At 38.5% G+C, this 20,496-nt stretch carries 16 protein-coding genes; 14 read left to right on the top strand and 2 right to left on the bottom strand.

What is annotated here, in order from left to right:
- The first annotated feature begins 31 nt into the window (after positions 1-31).
- From T529_RS0105475 to T529_RS0105435, 9 genes are all read left to right on the top strand, one after another.
- Positions 32-256 (top strand): hypothetical protein, encoded by a 225-nt coding sequence (locus T529_RS0105475; protein ID WP_051646871.1) that lies wholly within the window; start codon positions 32-34, stop codon positions 254-256.
- A 129-nt stretch (positions 257-385) separates the two neighbouring features.
- Positions 386-2,176, top strand: a complete 1,791-nt coding sequence (locus tag T529_RS0105470; protein WP_033162613.1) for a flavin reductase — start codon at positions 386-388, stop codon at positions 2,174-2,176.
- A 97-nt stretch (positions 2,177-2,273) separates the two neighbouring features.
- On the top strand, positions 2,274-5,360 hold the full coding sequence (dnaE, locus tag T529_RS0105465) for a DNA polymerase III subunit alpha (RefSeq protein ID WP_033162612.1): 3,087 nt from the start codon (positions 2,274-2,276) through the stop codon (positions 5,358-5,360).
- 4 nt (positions 5,361-5,364) lie between these two features.
- Complete coding sequence (gene polA / locus T529_RS0105460) at positions 5,365-7,977, top strand: DNA polymerase I (protein WP_033162611.1); 2,613 nt, start codon at positions 5,365-5,367, stop codon at positions 7,975-7,977.
- Position 7,978: 1 nt separating this feature from the next.
- Complete coding sequence (gene mutM, locus T529_RS0105455) at positions 7,979-8,791, top strand: DNA-formamidopyrimidine glycosylase (RefSeq protein WP_033162610.1); 813 nt, start codon at positions 7,979-7,981, stop codon at positions 8,789-8,791.
- A 3-nt stretch (positions 8,792-8,794) separates the two neighbouring features.
- On the top strand, positions 8,795-9,757 hold the full coding sequence (locus T529_RS0105450) for a Gfo/Idh/MocA family protein (protein WP_033162609.1): 963 nt from the start codon (positions 8,795-8,797) through the stop codon (positions 9,755-9,757).
- Positions 9,747-10,328, top strand: a complete 582-nt coding sequence (gene coaE, locus T529_RS0105445) for a dephospho-CoA kinase (protein WP_033162608.1) — start codon at positions 9,747-9,749, stop codon at positions 10,326-10,328. The genes T529_RS0105450 and coaE overlap by 11 nt, the downstream gene beginning before the upstream one ends.
- Entirely contained in the window at positions 10,315-11,559 is a 1,245-nt protein-coding gene (locus T529_RS0105440) for a DnaD domain protein (RefSeq protein WP_033162607.1), read from the top strand. The genes coaE and T529_RS0105440 overlap by 14 nt, the downstream gene beginning before the upstream one ends.
- Positions 11,556-12,461 (top strand): ATP-binding protein, encoded by a 906-nt coding sequence (locus tag T529_RS0105435; protein ID WP_033162606.1) that lies wholly within the window; start codon positions 11,556-11,558, stop codon positions 12,459-12,461. Before T529_RS0105440 ends, T529_RS0105435 begins: the two co-directional genes overlap by 4 nt.
- Positions 12,462-12,488: 27 nt before the next feature.
- On the opposite strand, the gene T529_RS0105430 is transcribed toward T529_RS0105435, so the two are convergent.
- On the bottom strand, positions 12,489-12,896 hold the full coding sequence (locus tag T529_RS0105430) for an HIT family protein (RefSeq protein ID WP_033162605.1): 408 nt from the start codon (positions 12,894-12,896) through the stop codon (positions 12,489-12,491).
- Between the two features lie 70 nt (positions 12,897-12,966).
- Here T529_RS0105430 and T529_RS0105425 point away from each other — a divergent pair, with 70 nt between their 5' ends.
- The 3 genes from T529_RS0105425 to T529_RS0105415 all read left to right on the top strand — a co-directional run bounded on the left by T529_RS0105425 (position 12,967) and on the right by T529_RS0105415 (position 16,325).
- Complete coding sequence (locus T529_RS0105425) at positions 12,967-14,625, top strand: ATP-binding protein (protein ID WP_033162604.1); 1,659 nt, start codon at positions 12,967-12,969, stop codon at positions 14,623-14,625.
- On the top strand, positions 14,612-15,121 hold the full coding sequence (locus T529_RS0105420) for a hypothetical protein (protein WP_033162603.1): 510 nt from the start codon (positions 14,612-14,614) through the stop codon (positions 15,119-15,121). The genes T529_RS0105425 and T529_RS0105420 overlap by 14 nt, the downstream gene beginning before the upstream one ends.
- Before the next feature lie 91 nt (positions 15,122-15,212).
- Positions 15,213-16,325 (top strand): Ldh family oxidoreductase, encoded by a 1,113-nt coding sequence (locus T529_RS0105415; RefSeq protein ID WP_033162602.1) that lies wholly within the window; start codon positions 15,213-15,215, stop codon positions 16,323-16,325.
- On the opposite strand, the gene T529_RS0105410 is transcribed toward T529_RS0105415, so the two are convergent.
- The gene (locus T529_RS0105410; protein ID WP_033162601.1) at positions 16,276-17,184 is read right to left on the bottom strand and encodes a LysR family transcriptional regulator; all 909 of its coding nucleotides are present in this window, start codon (positions 17,182-17,184) and stop codon (positions 16,276-16,278) included. The two genes, T529_RS0105415 and T529_RS0105410, sit on opposite strands and share 50 nt — an antisense overlap.
- Positions 17,185-17,296: 112 nt before the next feature.
- Here T529_RS0105410 and T529_RS0105405 point away from each other — a divergent pair, with 112 nt between their 5' ends.
- Both T529_RS0105405 and guaA read left to right on the top strand, forming a co-directional pair.
- A complete protein-coding gene (locus tag T529_RS0105405; protein WP_033162600.1) occupies positions 17,297-18,577 on the top strand; it encodes an adenylosuccinate synthase in 1,281 nt (426 codons plus the stop codon).
- A gap of 65 nt (positions 18,578-18,642) precedes the next feature.
- Positions 18,643-20,190, top strand: a complete 1,548-nt coding sequence (gene guaA / locus T529_RS0105400) for a glutamine-hydrolyzing GMP synthase (protein WP_033162599.1) — start codon at positions 18,643-18,645, stop codon at positions 20,188-20,190.
- Positions 20,191-20,496 lie beyond the last annotated feature (306 nt).

Here is a 20,496-nt window from a genome sequence, read left to right as displayed (position 1 = left end):
AACTAGTATGATGGTAGGTAGGGTGATGGATATGAAAAGTACACTCATTAAAGATACGACAAGAGAAGAACGTCTCAAGATCATTCAGGAAGCATTGAATTGTGATGATTCAGCAGGTTGTGAAAACTGCTCAGGATGTGGGGTGTTTGGGGCTGGAGATCCTTTTGATATGTATCGTGACTATATTGATGGAAAACGTGAAATCAAAGAGATCAACATGGCTTTTGTAAGTCGTATGTTTGTAAGAGGAAGATAAGGAAAAGGAGATTTTGAGGTCTATTGATTTTGAAATCTCTTTTTTGTGAAAAAATGAGTTATACTGATTGTAAAAAGAAAGAGCTTACTTTAAGATATAGGGTAGGTATTAAAAGGAGGAAGTTTTACTATGTATAAAGTAACTGATAGTATCTATTATGTAGGTGTGAATGACCATAAGATAGATCTATTTGAAGGTCAGTATAAGGTCCCTCATGGTATGTGCTACAACTCATATATCATTGACGATGACAAGGTTCTTGTCATGGATACAGTAGACCAGAATTTCAAACATGAATGGCTCGATAATATTGCGAGTACACTCGGAGATAAGAAACCAGATTATCTTGTTGTACAACATATGGAACCAGACCATTCAGCTAATATTAAGAACTTCTTGGAAGTTTATCCAGAAGCTACTGTTGTTGGTAATGCCAAGACATTTAAAATGATGGAACAGTTCTTTGGAAATGATATTGCCCCAAAGAGATTAGTTGTTGAAAATGGTGGAACACTTGATTTAGGTCATCATCAGCTGACATTCGTCTTTGCCCCAATGGTTCACTGGCCAGAAGTTATGTTTACATATGATGCAACTGACAAGGTCTTATTCTCGGCTGATGCCTTTGGTAAATTTGGTGCACAGGATGTTGAAGAAGACTGGGAAAGTGAAGGCAGAAGATACTATATTGGCATTGTTGGTAAATATGGTATGCAGGTGACAAATGTCTTGAAGAAAGCAGCTGATCTTGATATTCAGATTATTGCCCCATTGCATGGTCCTGTCTTAAAGGAAAAGCTTGGCTATTATCTTGACCTCTATACGAAGTGGAGCGGTTATGAAACAGAAAAAGAAGGTGTCATGATTGCTTATACAAGTGTTTATGGCCATACTAAGGCAGCTGTTGAAAAGCTTGTCAATTTATTAAAAGCCAATCAATGTCCTGATGTGAAAGTCTATGACTTAGCACGCTGTGACATGAGTGAAGCTGTGGCAGATGCTTTTGCCTATGGTAAGCTTGTCCTTGCGACAACGACATATAATGCTGATATTTTCCCATTCATGAATGAATTCATTGATCATTTAGTTGAACGTAACTATCAGAATAAGACGATTGGTATTATTGAAAATGGAACTTGGGCTCCACAGGCAGCTAAAGTCATCATCAAGAAATTATCAACACTCAAGAATATCAATCTTAATGAAAATGTTGTGCATATCATGTCAGCCCTTAATGAAACAAGTTCAAAACAGCTTGAAGCTCTTGCATCCGATTTATGTTCTGAATATGTTGGAGCGAGTGATACAGCCAACAAGAATGATATGACAGCCCTCTTTAGATTAGGTTATGGTCTTTATGTCGTGACGACAAATGATGGCAAGATGGACAATGGCTGTATTGTCAACACAGTCAGCCAGGTAGCTGATAGCCCAACAAGAGTTGCTGTATGCATCAACAAGAAGAACTACACAGATCATATCATTGATAAGACAGGCATCATGAATATCAACTGTCTTTCAACAGAAGCACCATTTGAAGTCTTCAAGCAGTATGGCTTCCAGTCTGGTAGAGCTGTCAACAAGTTTGAAAATATGAAGTTCCATCGTACTGATAATGGCTTAGCCATCCTCCCACAGTATATCAACGCAGTAATCAGCTTAAAGGTTGAAAACAAGCTTGATATTGGCAGTCATCATATGTACATCTGTACAGTTGAAGAAGCACGTGTGCTTTCTAAAGTGCCAACAATGACATATACTTATTATCAGGATCATGTTAAACCAAAACCAGAAACAGCTGGCAAGAAAGGCTGGGTATGTAAGGTTTGTGGTTATGTTTATGAAGGTGATGAATTACCTGAAGACTTTGTATGTCCATTATGTAAGCATGGCGCTAGTGATTTTGAAAGAATTGAATAATTTTAAGGAGTCTAGGCAACTAGGCTCTTTTTTTGTAGGCAAGCAGGTGGAAGGAAAGGGGAGAGTTTGTTATAATGGGGTGAAAAGAGGTGGAAGCATGTTTGGACATTTACAAATAAAGAGCTGTTATAGCTTTCAAGAATCCACAATTTTGATTAACGCGCTTGTCAAAATGGCAAAAGAGAAACAAATGGATGCTCTAGCTCTATGTGACAAGGACAATATGTATGGTGCTTTTGAATTTTATGAAGCCTGTCAGAAATATCACATCAAGCCCATCTTTGGTGTTGAGGCTTCCATCTTGATTGATCAGGAAGTCTATCCTTTCACTCTTCTTGCAAAAGATGATGATGGCTATTTAAGTCTTGTTAGAATTGTCAGTGATATCAATCTTTCAGATGAGGAAGCTATTGATATCAAAGAATTGCTTACTTATAAACATCACTTGTATATCATTTCATCAAGTGATGATGGCATTGTTGAACGCTATATTGCGAAGGATATGGAAAAGGAAGCTGAACGCTATATGCGTCGCTTTAAAGAAGCTTTTGGTGAGAATTATCTTGTGATGATGCAAAATCATGGCTTGGCCAATCAGGAAGTCAATAATAAACGTTTACTCGCTATTGCCAATTTTGTAAATGTGAAGGTTGTCTGGGGCAATGATGTGCGCTATTTAAGACCACAGGAGGCCATTACTGTAGACTTGCTGCAGGCGGCTAAAGAATCGCGGACGCTTTCTCCTTATTTTGAAAGTGATACGAATCAACGCTATCTTAAAAACAGCAGTGAAATAGCTATGCTTTTCGATCATGAGATTCTCAGGAATACAGAAGAAGTCCTGAACACATGCAAAGCTTCCATTCCTACTGGTATGAAGAATCTGCCTTATTATCCAACACCTCATCAGGCTCCCCATGATGAATATTTGAGAAGCCTATGTATTGTTGGTTTAAAGAAACGCTTTTTTGGTCAGTTGATTCCTGAAAGCTATAAGACAAGACTTTTTTATGAACTGAAAGTTATTCATGATATGGGCTTTGATGATTATTTCCTGATTGTCTATGATTATGTTCATTATGCAAAAACACATGGTATTCTTGTCGGACCGGGCAGAGGATCAGCAGCTGGCTCACTTGTTGCCTATGTGCTAGGCATTACCAATATTGATCCACTTAAATACAATTTGCTGTTTGAACGTTTCTTAAATCCAGAACGTGTCAGCATGCCTGATATTGATATTGACTTTGAAGATGATCGCCGTGATGAAGTTGTTGACTATGTGATTGCCAAGTATGGTCAGGAACGTGTTGCCCAGATTGTCACCTTCTCAACCTATGGACCAAGAAATGCCATCAAGGATCTTGGCAAGGTTGTGGGCTTGCCTCTTCCACGTTTAGAGATGTTAGCCAAAATGGTACCAACGGGACCGAAGAATCGAAAATCCATCACGGAAATGTATCAGACGTCCTCTTCATTTAAGAAGATGGTGGATGGTACACAAGCCTTGCAGCGCTTAATTAAGCCAATGAGCTTAGTAGAATATTTGCCACGTAATATTTCCATGCATGCTGCTGGTGTCGTTATTTCTAAGAATCCTCTTCGGGAAATGGTTCCATTAGTTAGAGGGCCTAGTTCCATGATTATGACCCAGTACTCCAAGGATTATATTGAAAGTGCCGGGGTACTAAAAATGGACTTTCTGGGCTTAAAGAACTTAACGATGATTAGTTATATCCTTGAAGATATCAAGAAAGATACGGGGGAAACTGTTAATTTATCGACCATCCCACTTAATGATGCCAAAACCTATCAGCTTCTCTCAAATGGTGATACCTATGGTGTCTTCCAGCTTGAAAGTGAGGGAATGCGTAATCTTCTTAAAAGAATGCGTCCAACAACGTTCATGGATATCGTTGATGCTATCGCACTTTATCGTCCTGGACCAATGGAAAATATTCCCCTCTATTTAGAAAACCGTGCCCATAAAGGCAGGATGCAATATGTTGATGAAAGCCTGATTCCCATTTTAAAAGATACCCATGGCATCATTATTTACCAGGAACAGATCATGCAGATTGCCCGCCAGGTTGCAAACTTCAGCTTAGGGAAAGCAGATATCTTGCGAAAGGCTGTCAGCAAGAAGAATGCCCAGGCAATGAGTGATATGCGTGAAAGTTTTATTCAGGGAGCTATTGCCAATGGCTATAGTGAGAAGAAGGCTATTGAAATTTATGAACTGATTGAAAAGTTTGCGAATTATGGCTTTAATAAATCCCATTCTGTTGCTTATGGTGTTGTAGCTTACTGGCTTGCCTATTTAAAAGCCAATTATCCACTTTATTTCTTTGCCTCCATTCTCTCTAATGAAGGCAGTTCCCAGACAGCTAAGCTTCATGTCATTGAAGAATGCAAGCGATATGGTGTCAAGATTCTTGGACCATCCATCAATCATTCCAAGCATCGTTTTGTCGTTGAAAATGGTGGTATTCGCTATTCATTAACCGCCATCAAGAATATTGGCTATGCCCTCTTTAAAGCATTGGATCAAGAACGACAGGAACATGGACCTTTTAGCGATATCTATGATTATATTGCACGAATGCAATCAAGCAGAATGCCTGCCAATGCATTAGAGAGCTTGATTGATGCTGGAGCTTTTGATGAGTTTGAAAGCAATCGTGCCTATATCAAAGGTAATCTTGCGACCATTGTTGAATATGCGCATTTGAAGGCGACCATTGCGGTTGATGATCCACCAATCCTGCGTGATTTTAAGGAATCAAAGTGGGATCGTTTAGAAAATGAGAAGAATGTCTTAGGGCTCTATCTTTCTACGCATCCTCTTGCCATACTGAAGAATGCCTATCGTAAGAAGCATCTGCCTATTGTCAATGTGGCTGATATTGATGAAAGCATGGTCAATAAGACAATATTAGTCATGGTTGTGCTTCATCGTATTAAGGTGATTGTTGATAAGAAAGGTAATCAGATGGCCTTTATTAGCGGCAATGATGATACGGGTGAATTAGAAGCAACTATCTTCAGCAATCAATATCGACGTTATAGTGAGGACCCATCACATCCTCTTGAAAAAGACCGTACAGTTTTAATGAATGTACGTGTCCAGAAAAGAGAAGATGCTCTTTCTCTTGTGATGAACCAAATCAAGAAAGTGAAGTAAATACATGGAACAATTAATTTTAATAGATGGTAATTCATTACTTTTTAAAGCATTCTATGCAACAGGTTATATGGGTAACTATATGATCAATAAGGATGGCATTCCAACCAATGGAATCTTTGGCTTTGCGAGAATGATTGATCGTATTCTTGCGGATAATCCATCCAACTATGTCTTAGTTGCTTTTGATTATGGCAAACATACATTTAGAAATGATTTACTTGATAGCTATAAAGCAACACGTACAAAAACACCTGATGAGCTGATTCCTCAGTTTGCCATGGCAAGAGAATATCTGACAGCCCATAATATTCCTTATTATGAACTAGAAGGCTATGAGGGTGATGATATTATTGGTACACTAGCTGCTTTTGGGGAAGCCAATAATCTTCAAGTCGCCATTTATACAGGCGATAAAGATGCCTTCCAGCTTGTGAGCGATCAGACAACGGTCTATCGTACAGTCAAAGGTGTAACGGGCATCGATGTTTATGACAAGGCAGCTTTAAAAGAAAAATGGGATATTGAACCCGATCAGGTCAGAGATTTGCTTGGACTGATGGGCGATAGCGCTGATAATATTCCTGGCATAAAGGGTGTTGGCGAAAAGACAGCCTTAAAGCTTATTCATCAATATGGCAGTATTGAAGGCATTAATGAACATAAAGATGAAATTAAGGGAAAACTTGGCGAAAAGGTCAGAGATGGCATTGATAATGCCATTATGAGCAAGAAGGTTGCCACAATTCTTAGAGATATTCCAATGGATGTCACTTTGGATATTGCGCATTATGATGGCTTTGATTTCAATACACTCAAAGCTTTCTATCAGAAATATGATATGCATTCCTTATTAAAGGGGCTAGAAATCAATACTGAACAAAAAGAAGAAAAGCCATTGACTTATGAGATTGTCAAAATCCTTCCTAGTATCAACAAAGAGAGTGCTGTCTATGTCAATATCTTTGATGAAAACTATCATAAATCAGATATCTTAGGCTTTGGGATCTATAATGATGAAGCGAGCTATTATATCAGCTTTGAAGATGCCTTAAAAGATGCGCACTTTTTAAGCTATATGAAAGATGAGAAGAAGAAAAAAGATGGCTTTGCGATTAAGGGTGCGATTCTTGCCTGTGCCTGGCATGATATAGAAGTAAAGGGCTATGATTTTGATTTATCTCTTGCCACATATGTCCTAACACCGGGTGTGAAGGAAAATATGAAGGATGTTAGCGAGTATTATGATTATCATGGTGTGCGCTATGAAGAAGAGGTCTATGGCAAGGGAGCTAAAAGACATGTGCCTGAAGTTGATGAAGTGGCTCGAGATACACTTGAAAAGGCCAAGGCTATTTATGAACTGAAGGATGTGGCAATTAAGAAACTGAAGGATGAAGAACAATATCATCTCTATGAAGAGATTGAAATGCCCGTCACTTATATTCTTGCCGACATGGAATATCAGGGAGCGAAGGTTGATCGTGATGTACTCGTCAGCATGGATCAGCAGTTTGATCAAGAAATTGAAGAACTTGAACAGGAGATCTACAAGCTCGCTGGTGAAGAGTTTAAGATCTCTTCACCAAAACAGCTAGGCGATATTCTCTTTGAGAAACTTGGTCTCAAGAGTGGCAAGAAGACAAAAACAGGTTATTCGACAAGCCAGGATATCCTAGAAAAAATCAGCGACCAGCATCCTATTGTCCCATTAGTCTTAGAATATCGTCAGAAGACAAAGCTCTCTTCAACTTATCTCAAAGGCTTGCAGGAACAGATCTTTGATGATGGCAAGATTCATACCATCTATAAACAGACATTAACACAGACAGGGCGTCTTTCATCCGTTGACCCAAACTTACAGAATATTCCTGTAAGAAGCGAAGAAGGCAAGAAAATCAGAAAGGCCTTTGTAAGTGAGCATGGCTATCTTGTTTCCTTTGACTATTCACAAATTGAATTGCGTATTCTTGCCCATCTTGCCCATGTCACAAGACTGATTGAAGCCTTTAAAGCTGGCAAGGATATTCATGCCCATACTGCAGCTCTTGTCTTTGGTGTGCCGGACGAAGAAGTCACAAGCCTGCAAAGAAGACAGGCGAAGACCATTAACTTTGGTATTATCTATGGCATGAGTGAATTCAGGCTCTCAAGACAGAATAACATGACGCTTGATGAAGCAAGACTCTTTATTGCGAAATATTTTGAAACCTATCCTGAAATCAAGACTTACATGGATCAGGTTGTCAAGGATTGTGAAAAAACAGGCTATGTCAGCACGGTTGCCAATCGTAAACGCTACATTCCAACCATCCATGATAAGAATTTCATGGTTCGTGAACAGGCTAAACGTTTTGCAATGAATGCTCCTATTCAGGGATCAGGTGCTGATATTATGAAACTGGCTATGATTGCGGTTGATCAGGCCATTAAAGAACATCATTTCAAAAGCAAGATCATTCTCCAGATTCATGATGAATTGATCTTTGATGTCTATGAAGATGAAGTGGAAACATTTATGCAGGTTGTTAAGGAAGCAATGGAATCATGCTTCAAGCTTGATGTGCCATTACTTGTGGAAGGCAATTATGCAAGAAACTGGGCGGATTTAAAATAGTATGCCAGAATTACCAGAAGTTGAGACTGTCAGAAGAACGCTCAAGAACTTTATTTTGCATCAGGAAATAAAAAGCGTGGAAGTACGCTATCAGAAGATTATTGAGGGGGATGTGGACTTATTTCAAAAAGCGCTCACCCACCAACATATCGTTGATATTGATCGCTATGGGAAATATCTGATCTTTATTCTTGATGATTATGCCTTTATCAGTCATTTAAGAATGGAAGGCAAATATAATATCAAGCCCACAGGTACACCATACAATAAGCATGATCATGTCATCTTTCATTTAAGCAATGATACGGATTTACGCTACAACGATACAAGAAAGTTTGGTCGCATGATGCTTGTCGATAAAGATAATTATCGCCACTTACCACCACTAAGCAAGCTTGGTCAAGAGCCTCAAGATGCTAAGTTTGAAGATGTTTATGAAAAAATTCATCGATCATCCTTGCCAATCAAGACATTGCTTCTTGATCAATCCATCTTGACTGGAATTGGTAATATTTATGCGAATGAAATCTGTTTTAGGATGCGGATGGATCCTCGCACAAGGGGCAAGCGTTTAAGCAAGAAACGCATACAGGAACTTATTGATGTCTCACGTCAAGTGCTTGATGAAGCCATCAAGCAGGGTGGAACAACAATTCATTCCTTTGATGCCAATGGCATCCATGGCTTATTCCAGGTAGAGCTTGATGTTCATGAACAAAAGACATGTTCTATCTGTGGTTCAGATATAAAGAAAATAACATTGAATGGCCGTGGGGCATATTATTGTCCTGTCTGCCAGAAACGGAGGTACTAAGTTATGTTACACTGGGGTGTTATGGGACTTGGCAACATTGCACATCGCTTTGTTTCTAGCCTGGCCCAATTCGATGAAGCCGACTTTTATGCCGGTGCGAGTCATAATGCACAAAAACGTGAAGAATTCAAAGAAAAATATCATCCAGCCGTTCTTTATGAAAATTATGAGGAAATGTTGGAAGATGAGGATGTCGATGTCGTCTATATTGCCTTGCCCCATGGGCTACATTTCAAGTGGGTGATGGAATCACTGAAACATGGCAAATGTGTTCTTGTCGAAAAGCCAGCTTTCCTGACAAGAGAAGAAGCCATAACGGCAACGACTTATGCGAGAGAGCATCATCTCTTCTTTATGGAAGCGATGAAGACAAGATTCATCCCTCTTGTAGAAGTGCTTCATAGACAAATTGAAAAAGGCTTAATTGGGGATATTGTTCGTGTGGAGAATTTCTTCACTTCCAACAGCATGGATAAAGTCTCACCTGATAGTTATCTCTTTGATCAAAAGATGGGTGGTGCACTCTATGATGTTGGTGTCTATAATGTCGCAAGCATTCTTGATGTCATCAAGAGTGATGTCACACATATTGAAAATGATGCAACATTTAAAAATGGCATTGATATTCATGACAAAGTGACATTGACATTTGCGAACGGGGCAACGGCTTATTTTGAATGTGCCATCGATGATCTTCAAAACAAGCGTTCAGGAAAAATCATTGGGACAAAAGGCAGCATTGAAATGGACTACTTCTATCGTCCAACATCTGCCACTGTCAATTATGAAGGTGAAAGCCAAAGCGTGACAAGAGAGCTTGATGGTGATGATTTCTATAGTGAGATTGCGGCTGTACATCATGGTATTAGCTATATTGACTATGAAGCTAAGCGTATGTCCCATCAGGATACGATTGATGAAGTCAGTCTTCTAGAAGCCATTCATGAGGTTACTTATGGGAAGTAAGACTGTTATTGGGATAACAGGTGGTATTGCGAGCGGGAAGTCAACAGTGACGAATTATCTCATTACGCATGGCTATGATGTCGTTGATGCCGATGAGATTGTCCATCATGCCTATGAAAAAGAAAGTGGCTGTTATAAGCTTATTCAGGAGGCTTTTCATAGCGTGAACCGTCATGAGATTGGTCAAATTGTCTTTCATGATGCTTCTAAGCGTCAGCTTCTTGAAAGCATTCTTCATCCCTATGTTTATCAGGTGATGGAAGACCATATCACAAAAAGCTCTCATCAACTCGTATTCTTGGATGTTCCTTTGCTATTTGAAGCGCATTTTGATAAGCTTTGTGATAAGACAATATGTGTTTATCTTGATGAGGATAGGCAGATAGAACGTTTGATGAAAAGAGATCATCTATCAAGTGATGAAGCGAAGAATCGTATCGCTCTTCAGATGCCACTTGCCAAAAAGAAAGCGATGGCAACGTATACCATTGATAATAGTGGTTATTTGGAAAATCTAGAAGGACAGATCTTAAAGATATTAGAGGATGTGAATAAGGATGGCACTTTATAAGACAGATATGTATATAGCTGAATATGCCTATCCACTTGATAGTGTGATGGAAGATGAGCTGATTTATCTCTATCAGCCCTTAATTGGTATTGAAGGCTATACGCTTTATAACTTGCTTTATACAGAGGCAAAGCGCATGGACCGTTTCCATGTTCTTTGTCCTATTGATCGTCTATTGATCTACTCTGGGCTTTCCCTCTCACGCTTACAAGAAGTGCTCGAAACGCTTGAGGCCATTGGCTTGTTGAAAACTTATCGCAATAGTGAGGATGGCAAGACAAAATATCTGCTGCGTGTACAGATGCCTTTATCAGTCAAACATTTCTTTGCGAACCAGATTCTTACAACCTTATTGATTCATACCATAGGTCGTGATGATGTCATGCGCGTACGTGATTATTTCCGTATTGCGGGGGAAAAGATGTCTGGCTATGAAGAAATAACAGCGCGTTTTCAGGATGTCTTTGACATCCGTCTTAATGACAAACCACCACTCAAAACAAAATTCAACTATGCCCATAAGAAAGAAGCCAATTTCATCTATGATTATGACTTATCTTTGTTTTATGAGACATTACGTGATTATCAGTTACCAGCCTATATCATTGACAATGAAAAAGACTATATTGTACAGCTTGCAATCGTCTATAATATCGATGCGATTGCGCTTGCTTCCCTGACAAGAGAAAGTGTGCTGAATAATCACTTTGACCGTGAACTGTTTAAGAAGAAATGTCAGGAATTCTATCATCTCAATAGCACCAGCCAGCTTTCAGAAGTCTACCATACCCAGCCAGATGCCTATCGCAGCCAGCAATCTGCCAATGATCCAATCAGCCAGCATTTAAGCTATCTTGAAACGATTTCTCCCTATCAATTGTTGAAAGAAAAGCAGGGGGGTAAGGAACCTGTCATGCATGATTTAGCTATTGCTGAAACATTGATGACGCAGCTAGATCTAACTCCGGGTGTTGTCAATGTCTTATTGGAATATGTGCTTGGCAACAATGATCATACATTGAATCGTAGCTATTGTGAAACCATTGGCGCAAGCTGGAGTCGTAAACATCTTCATACAGCCAAAGAAGCTTATGAGGCGATCATGGGCTATGAACGCAGTGTTAAAGGTGAAACGCCAAAACAGTCATCACCAGCTCAAAATATCCAGGAGCGTGTCAATGATGATGACTTTATGAAACTTATTGAAGAATTGAAAGGTGAGACATCATGATAAAGATTGATCAGGAGATAGAGCTTGATGATATTTCAGAAATCAAGAAGAAAAGCTTACAGGAACTTATTACCAATCCAACTATTGCCAAGTTTGTCAAAGACAATCATTTAACCTATCAGCATCTTTCTGATTATTGGGCAGAACTGCTTGGTTTTGATGAAGATATGAAAGAATGTGCTATTTGTACTGGTCTAGCTTATTGTCCTAAGGTCTCCAAGGGCTTATGTAAGACGCTCGTCTTTGACGGCAATGCAATTTCTACAACGCTTTCTTATTGTCGCTTTGGTGAAGAGAAACGTGAAGAAAATAGTCTTTTAAGACATTTTGTCTACAATAATATGTCAAACAAGATGGCTCTTATTCAGTTAAATAAAACAAGCTTTGTAACGGATGCAACGCATTTATCAGAGAATATGAAAGTAGCTATTAAAGCTATCGTTAATTACCGTAAACATCCAAGTGCTAAAGGCATTTATCTTTCGGGTAAAAGCGGAAGTGGCAAGACAGTATTGTTAGCTAGCTTGATGAATGCCTTGGCACGTCAAGGAAAGGATGTAGGCATTATGAATATGTCCACATTCCTTTATGAAATGAAGGCTAGCTTTAATAATTATGAGCAGGATGAAAGCTATCTGAACCAGGTCATCAATATACCTTACTTGTTGATAGATGGACTTGGAGATGAGAATGTAACAGCCTGGAGCAGGGATGAAATTCTTGGCACTATTCTTAATTATCGTGCGATTAATGAACTGCCAACCTTCTTCACTTCAACCTTCTCACTTGATCAGTTAGCCCAGGCCTATACCTGCACGAAGGCAAGTGATAAAGCTGATGCGTTAAGAAGAGAACGTATCGCTGATAAGATTAGCAGCATGGTCAATGCTTATGCCCTATAAAAAAATCACTACATTGTAGTGATTTTTTTAGTCCATGATTTTCTTGTAGATTGCTTCAAGATCAACATTTTGTGAGCGATCAGTAAAGTGAATCTTAATGCCTTCATTTTCTTCATATCGAGGGATGATATGAATGTGGAAATGATGTACTGTCTGACCAGCAACTTCATTGGCATTAGAGAGAATATTGCAGCCCTTAGCACCCATTTTTTTCACAATCTTGTTGGCAAGATTCTTGGCAACAACACTCATATGCATCAATACATCATCATCCACTTCTAGAATAGAAGCATAATGTTTTTTAGGAATGACAAGTGTATGACCATCAGTGACCTGTGATAAATCTAAGAAGGCCATGCATACATCATCCTCATAAACAACCTTACCAGGAATCTCTTTATTCGCAATTTTACAGAAAATACAATTTTGATCCATTTTTTTCCATCCTCCTGTATTTATTCTACTCCTTTTTGATATAATGGGAAAGCTTAAGGTAGGTAGAGACATGGATGAAATCACATTATACATATATGATTCACAAGATTATGAAATTAAACGGGTTGTGAGTTATATTGGGCTCAATTTAGAGAAGCATCAGCTGACAATTGAATATGGCTATCAATCACCTAATGGGTTAAGTGATATTCATGTTGAAAGTGTGTCTATTTCAAGTCACTTTAGTTTGAGTGAGCTTTATGATCTGATGCTTTCTTATTGGGAAGATGTGTCATTTGATGACTTGCTTTATAATGATCGTTTGATGGATTATTTTCTTGAAGAAAAGGATGAAGGACATTTAAGTGAGATTGATGAGCTTTTTCAGGAGATGATTGATGAAGATCGTGATGTTTATGATGAAGATGATGTGATTTTATTGGCTGTCGATTATTCCAACTATGGACAGTTCTTAAAGGCCAGAGCACTTTATGAGAAGGCTGAAGAGTGTTATCAAAATGCTGCTGATCTTCTTAGTGAAGTTGTCAAAGAGAATGATGATGATATCAATCGTCATAATGTCACGAGTGCCCTTGAACAGCTTGCCGATATCTTGTTTATTGAGGAGAAGGATGAAGAAGCGCTCAAAGCTTATCAAGATCTCTTTTCACAAATCTCCGCATGTGAAGAAGATTATCGCTATGGTCATGTCTTGGAACGGATTGCCTTGATTTATCATCGTCTTGATGATGACAGTCGTTCTTTGTTTTTTCATAAAGCAGAGTTAGCGGTATATCGTAAATTGTGGCTTGAAGAAAAGAGTGATGATAATCAATATGCCCTGGCTATTGGTTTAAGACAGATTGCTTTAAGAATCATGCATTTAAATATGAATAAACAGGAAGCACTCGATATGTTTGAAGAGAGTTATCAATATCTTTGTGGGCTACCTGAACATCTCGTTCATGATGATCTTATTGTGGCGATTGAATATAAGGGTGATGCCTCTCTTGTTTTAGAAGACTATCAACAAGCTATTCAATATTATTGTAAGGTGGAAGAAATGATTATTGAAGATGATTGTAAAGATCAAAGTATTGATAATCTCTTTTCTAAAAGCATTATTCATAAGAAATTAGGACGTTGTTATGAAAAGCTCAATGACAAAAATAAAGCTATGTCCTATTTTCAAGAAGCCTTAGAAGAAGTTAGTCAGGTGGCAAAGAATAGAGGAGAATATCATGATTATTCAGAAAAAGGTATTGCCTTGATGAATATTGGCTGGCATTATTTCAATCATGAAAACTATGATCTTGCCTACCAGTACTTCTATGACGATCTTCTCTTACGCATACAAATCAACAATCGCTATCATACCATTGCTTCAGCCTATAGCCTTTCTTTGGCTATGCGTCATATGGGCTATGTGGAAGAAGCATTGGGCCATCTTGAAAGCGCACGTGATTATTTAAAAGAATGCTTGCTGATAAGTCAGCAGTATCGCAAGAAGGACAAAGAATCAAGAGAATACTATTATTATGTTTCTTTAAAAGATTATGCCCATATTCTTTATGTTTTAGAAGAATATCAGGAAGCCTATGAGGACTTTAAGGAAGTTGAAGAGTATTTGAAAAGTGGCAAGATCACTTATGTCCATGAATATACATTGAATTTTGAAAGTATTAAAGAAATGCAGGATTGTGAGGAAAAATGTAATGGAATATATTAAAGGAATAGAAACGGATGCAATTATTAAAGAAGGATATGAAATAGAGCCTACATGCATTAGAGCCAATGTTTCAGCCAATAAAATGCTTTCGGTTATACAACATTTCTTAGAAATGAATGGTGAGGAAAATTATGACTTTACGCTTTATGTTTCTTTAGAACACTATCATTTATCAGGTATGTATAAAGCGATGCTTCTTGCCATGTTTGAACATATGGAAGATGTATTAGTTAATGATGGCATGTCTACATTCGCAATTACGGCTGCCAATGGTGATGTGCTGACAAAAGATCTCTATAATGAAATGCATGTGACAAGTTCTAAGATTGTTAAAAAATATAAGAAAATCTTTGAGAAAGAAAATATCAAAAGACATGATGACTTAGCATTCTTAAAAGATCAAGAATTACCTATAACATCAAAGCGCTATGTGATGGAAGATGGAACGGATATCTATGCCGTTGTTGGAGCCTTAAAGATGCTTGGAATGAAATAAGAGGAAACTTCCTAACTATTTTTTAAACAATTCCTGTTTTTCTATTTTTGAAGAAACAGATTGGGTAAAATAGTATTAGGAGGTTTTTTATATGGAAAAGAAAACATATGTCCCTTGGGACTTATTACAACATTTTATGACGGATGCATTTATTCATGCAGGTGTACCTGAAGATGATGCCAAAATATGTACGGATGTACTTTTGGAAAGTGATCGCAGAGGCATTGAAAGCCATGGCTGTAATCGCTTCAAGCCAATCTATCTTGATCGTATTGAGGCAGGCATTCAGAATCCTGTTACAAATTATGAAGTTGTCAAAGATACACCAACAACACTTGTAGCAGATGCTCATAATGGTATGGGAATGGTGGCAAGCTATAAGTGTATGACATCACTTATCGAAAAGGCTAAGAACTATGGCATGGCGATGGGGGCTATTCGTGATTCAACACACTATGGTATTGCTGGTTACTGGGCAAGCATGGCAAGTAGTAAAGGCATGATTGGTATTTGCGGCACAAATGCACGTCCCTCTATTGCACCAACTTTTGGCGTAGAAAATATGCTTGGGACAAATCCATTGACATTTGCTATTCCAACGGATGAAGATTTTGATTTTATTCTTGATTGTGCGACATCCATCTATCAAAGAGGCAAGATTGAAGTCTATGCAAGAATTGATAAAGATGTACCAGCAGGGGTTGTCATTGGCGCAAATGGAGAAAGCAAGATAAATGCGAAAGAGATTCTTGAAGATCTCGTTAAAGGCGAAGCAGCGCTTGCTCCACTAGGTGGTATTGGCGAGGATCTTGCGGGTTATAAGGGATATGGCTATGCCACAGTTGTTGAAATGCTTTCAAGTGGACTTTCAGCCGCTAACTTCATGAAGGCTTTATCAGGTAAAGATGAACATGGCAACAAGAAACCAATCGAACTAGGACATTTCTTTATTGTCATTAATCCTGAATTCTTCATGGGTGAAGAAACATTAAGAAAGACGACAGGAGAAATCTGTCGTCAGCTAAGAGCTAGTAAGAAAGCACCAGGTGCAACACGCATCTATACAGCTGGTGAAAAGGAATATCTGGCCTATATGGAACGCAAGGATAAAGGTGTGCCACTAGGTATTAGTGTACAGAAAGAATTCCTTGATATCAGAGATCGTTATCATCTTGATTATCATTTCCCATTTGAGGATGAGTAAGCAGCTTGATAAATTCCATCGCACTTGCACTTAAGCTTTTACGCTTTAAGTAGGCATAGCCAATCTGTCGTGGGGCAATCTCTCTCGCAAGCTTGAGCTCATAGATTTCATGACGCTCTAGCTCTTGTGCTGAAAATTCTTTAATAATGCAGGAAATACCAAGATTATATTTCGCAAAAAGAACAAGCAGGGCATAGGCACCTAGTTCCATGGCTGGCTTCAACAGGACACCATTGGTGGAGAAAATATGATCGATATAATGTCTTGAATTGCTTAATCGTTCCAACATAATTAATTCCTGGCTGGCAATCTCTTCATAGCTATAAATATGATCATCTTGATGACCGGTCACAAAGATATCATGAACATCAAGACAGGGCTTAATGGTTAGAGCCTCATCAAATAAGGGCATATTCACAAAAGCTAAATCAATTGTACCATTCTTAACCATCTTGATTGTTTCTAGACTTGTCCCATTGACCACCTTAAGGCTGATATTGGGATAAAGCTTGCGAAAATGCACAATATAATTTAATAAATAATGTTCACATAAAGCATCACCTGCACCAATCGTCAATGAGCCACTTTTAAGCTCCTTGAAGCTTGTCAGCTTGTTTTCCGCTGATGATATCAGTGTTAATGCTTCAGCGATATTCTTGTGCATCATTTCTCCTTCAGGTGTCAGAATGACCCCTTTAGAAAGCCTGATAAATAGCTTAACATCCAATTCCTTCTCGAGGCTGTTGATTGCCTGTGAAACAGCGGATTGGGAGATGTAGAGATGATGGGCTGCTTTAGAAAAAGAGAGGGTTGTTGCTGCCTCATTAAAGATACGGTATTGTTCAAGCTTAGTATTCATGATATTAGTCCTCCTAATATCTAGTATTATATTTATTAATTTTACTTATATCAACAAGCATATTATAATAAATATGTCATGAAGTCATATATGACAAGAAAGGATGAAATTTATGGCAGGAGTTGTAGTAGTAGGTAGCCAATGGGGCGATGAAGGTAAGGGAAAGGTAACCGATTATCTTGCGCAACAGGCTGATTTAGTTGTGAGATATTCAGGCGGTAATAATGCTGGTCACACAATTGTCTATGATGGAAAGAAGTTCGCATTAAGACTTATTCCTTCAGGTATCTTCACAACAGGTGAAGTTGTCATGGGCAATGGCATGGTCATTAATCCAAAGGCTTTACTAGAAGAAATCAAATACTTAAATGATGCAGGCATTAATACGGATAAGATTCATATTTCCGATCGTGCACAGGTCTTACTTCCATATCATATTGAAATTGATGCCATGGAAGAAGCATTACGTGGTGATGCAGCTATTGGCACAACAGGTCGTGGAATCGGTCCATGTTATGTAGATAAATATGATCGTGTTGGTATTCGTATGGGTGACTTCATTAATGAAGAACGTTTTAATAAGAAACTCCATCAGGTCATTAGCTTTAAGAAAAAGCTTTATCCTGATTTAAAAGCTGATGCCGATCAGATCTTTGAAGAATATAAAGAATATGCAAAGGTCATTAAGCCTTATGTCTGTGATACAGGCGAATTCTTAGATGAAGCTTTTGAAGCAAACAAGAAAGTGCTCTTTGAAGGTGCACAGGGAACAATGTTGGATATTGACTATGGTACATATCCATATGTCACTTCATCAAACCCAGGTGCCAATGGTGTAAGTTCGGGGGCTTCTATTGGTCCATTATATCTTGATGATGTTGTGGGTATTGTCAAAGCTTATACAACACGTGTTGGTGCTGGTGCCTTCCCTACAGAACTTGATGGCGATCTCGCTCATCAGATTCGTGAAGCAGGTCATGAATATGGCACAGTCACAAAACGTCCAAGACGTGTCGGCTGGTTTGATGCCGTTGTCGTTAACCAGAGCAGACGTATGTCTTCTCTAACAGGTATTTCATTAATGTTGCTGGATGTATTAACAGGCATCCCTACACTTAAACTCTGCTATGCTTATAAACTAGATGGCAAGGAGATTCATTCCTTACCAGCATGTGTAGAAGACTTAGAAAGAGTAGAACCACTCTATATTGAACTTCCAGGCTGGAGTGAAGATATCTCACATGTTACTTCATTTGAAGAATTACCAGTGAATGCTCAGAACTATATTGATAAGATTTCTGAGTTAGTACATTGTCCAATTGATATGTTCTCAGTTGGTCCTGATCGTAAGCAGACAATTGTCTTACGTAATGTCTTTGAAGATAAGAAGTAATTCTTTCTATATGTCATATTTTGTATTATATTATGAGGTATAAAATAAAGGAAAAGGAGAAATGCATGAAGAACGAATTAATGATTGTTATTGACTTTGGTGGTCAATATAATCAGCTCGTTGCACGACGTGTACGTGAGAATCAGGTTTATTGTGAAATCTATTCCTATAAAACGGATATTGAAAAGATTAAAGCAATGCATCCTAAGGGAATTATCCTGACAGGTGGGCCTGATAGCTGCTATGTTGAAGGTGCTGCAACTTATAGTAAAGAGCTCTTCAATTTAGGTATTCCAGTTCTTGGCTTATGTTATGGAGCACAGCTTATGCAGCACTTGCTTGGAGGCAAGGTAGAAAGAGCTGACTTTAGAGAATATGGCAAGACAGATGTCCATTTTGATACAACAAGTCCATTATTTAAAGATTTAAAAGAAAACTCAGTCGTTTGGATGAGTCACTTTGACTATATTAGCCAATTAGGTCCAAACTTCAAGAGTATTGCCCATTCTGAAAACTGTCCTGTTGCCGCATTTGAGTCAACAGATGATCGCCAGCTTTATGGCATACAGTTCCATCCAGAAGTTCTACATACTGAACAGGGTACTGATATGATCAGAAACTTTGTCGTTAATGTATGTCACTTTTCACAAGACTGGATCATGGCTGATTTCGTTGATGAACAGATCAAGGCTATTAGAGAAAAGGTTGGTAATGGTAAGGTTCTATGTGCCCTTTCAGGAGGCGTAGATTCTTCTGTTGCGGCTGTTCTTCTTTCTAAGGCAGTAGGTAAACAGCTAACATGTGTATTTGTCGACCATGGACTACTTAGAAAGAATGAAGGCGATGAAGTAGAGGCAGTCTTTGGACCAGAAGGACCTTATGACTTGAACTTTATTCGTGTAGATGCTGCTTCTCGTTATTTTGAAAAGCTTAAGGGTGTTATAGAACCTGAAAGAAAGCGTAAGATTATTGGTGAAGAGTTTATTCGTGTCTTTGAAGAAGAAGCCAAGAAAATTGGTACAGTTGACTTCTTGGTTCAGGGAACAATTTATCCTGATGTTGTTGAATCAGGATTAGGTGGAGAATCAGCTGTCATCAAGTCTCATCATAATGTTGGTGGATTACCAGATTATGTAGACTTTAAAGAAATCGTTGAACCATTACGCAACTTATTCAAAGATGAAGTACGTAAGGTTGGTCTAGAACTTGGTATTCCAGAATACTTAGTCTTCAGACAGCCATTCCCAGGTCCAGGCTTGGGCATTCGTATCATTGGTGAAGTTACACCAGAAAAAGTACGTATTGTCCAGGATGCTGACGCTATTTATCGTGAAGAAATCGCTAAGGCTGGCTTAGATCGTTCCATCGGTCAGTACTTCGCAGCTCTTACAAATATGCGTTCAGTAGGTGTCATGGGTGATGAAAGAACATATGACTATGCGATTGCTTTGCGTGCTGTCAATACCATTGACTTTATGACTGCTGAAGCAGCCAATATTCCATTTGAAGTCTTAAGCACGGTTATGAGTCGTATAATCAATGAAGTACGTGGCGTAAACAGAGTCATGTATGACATTACTTCTAAACCACCAGGAACAATTGAATTCGAGTAGATTGAAAAATCGCGGAAAAGCCCATAAATAAAGCTTTGCGGGGCGTCGAAAAGACCAAATGGAGTTTAAAAATTATTTTTTTCTCTTGTTTATATTCCAGATTCACCTGCAAATTTCGTGAAATCAGTTATTCGCATAAAATAAAATTAGAGTAAATATGAAGAACAGTTTGTTTTGATTGAAGTGATTTTCGTCAAGGCAGACTGTTTTTTTGGGCGCTTTAAATAATCGTGGGGTTTGACGAATTTCGCTTTAAGAAATCGTGGGGTCTTAGCTGACAAATTTTAAATTCGCTTTAAAAAACTG

The organism is Sharpea azabuensis DSM 18934 (assembly GCF_000702165.1).
In the GTDB taxonomy this organism is placed as follows: Bacteria; Bacillota_I; Bacilli_A; order Erysipelotrichales; family Coprobacillaceae; genus Sharpea; species Sharpea azabuensis.
The sequence above is the reverse complement of the archived record's forward strand: the minus strand, read 5'-3'. Positions and strand labels throughout refer to the sequence as shown.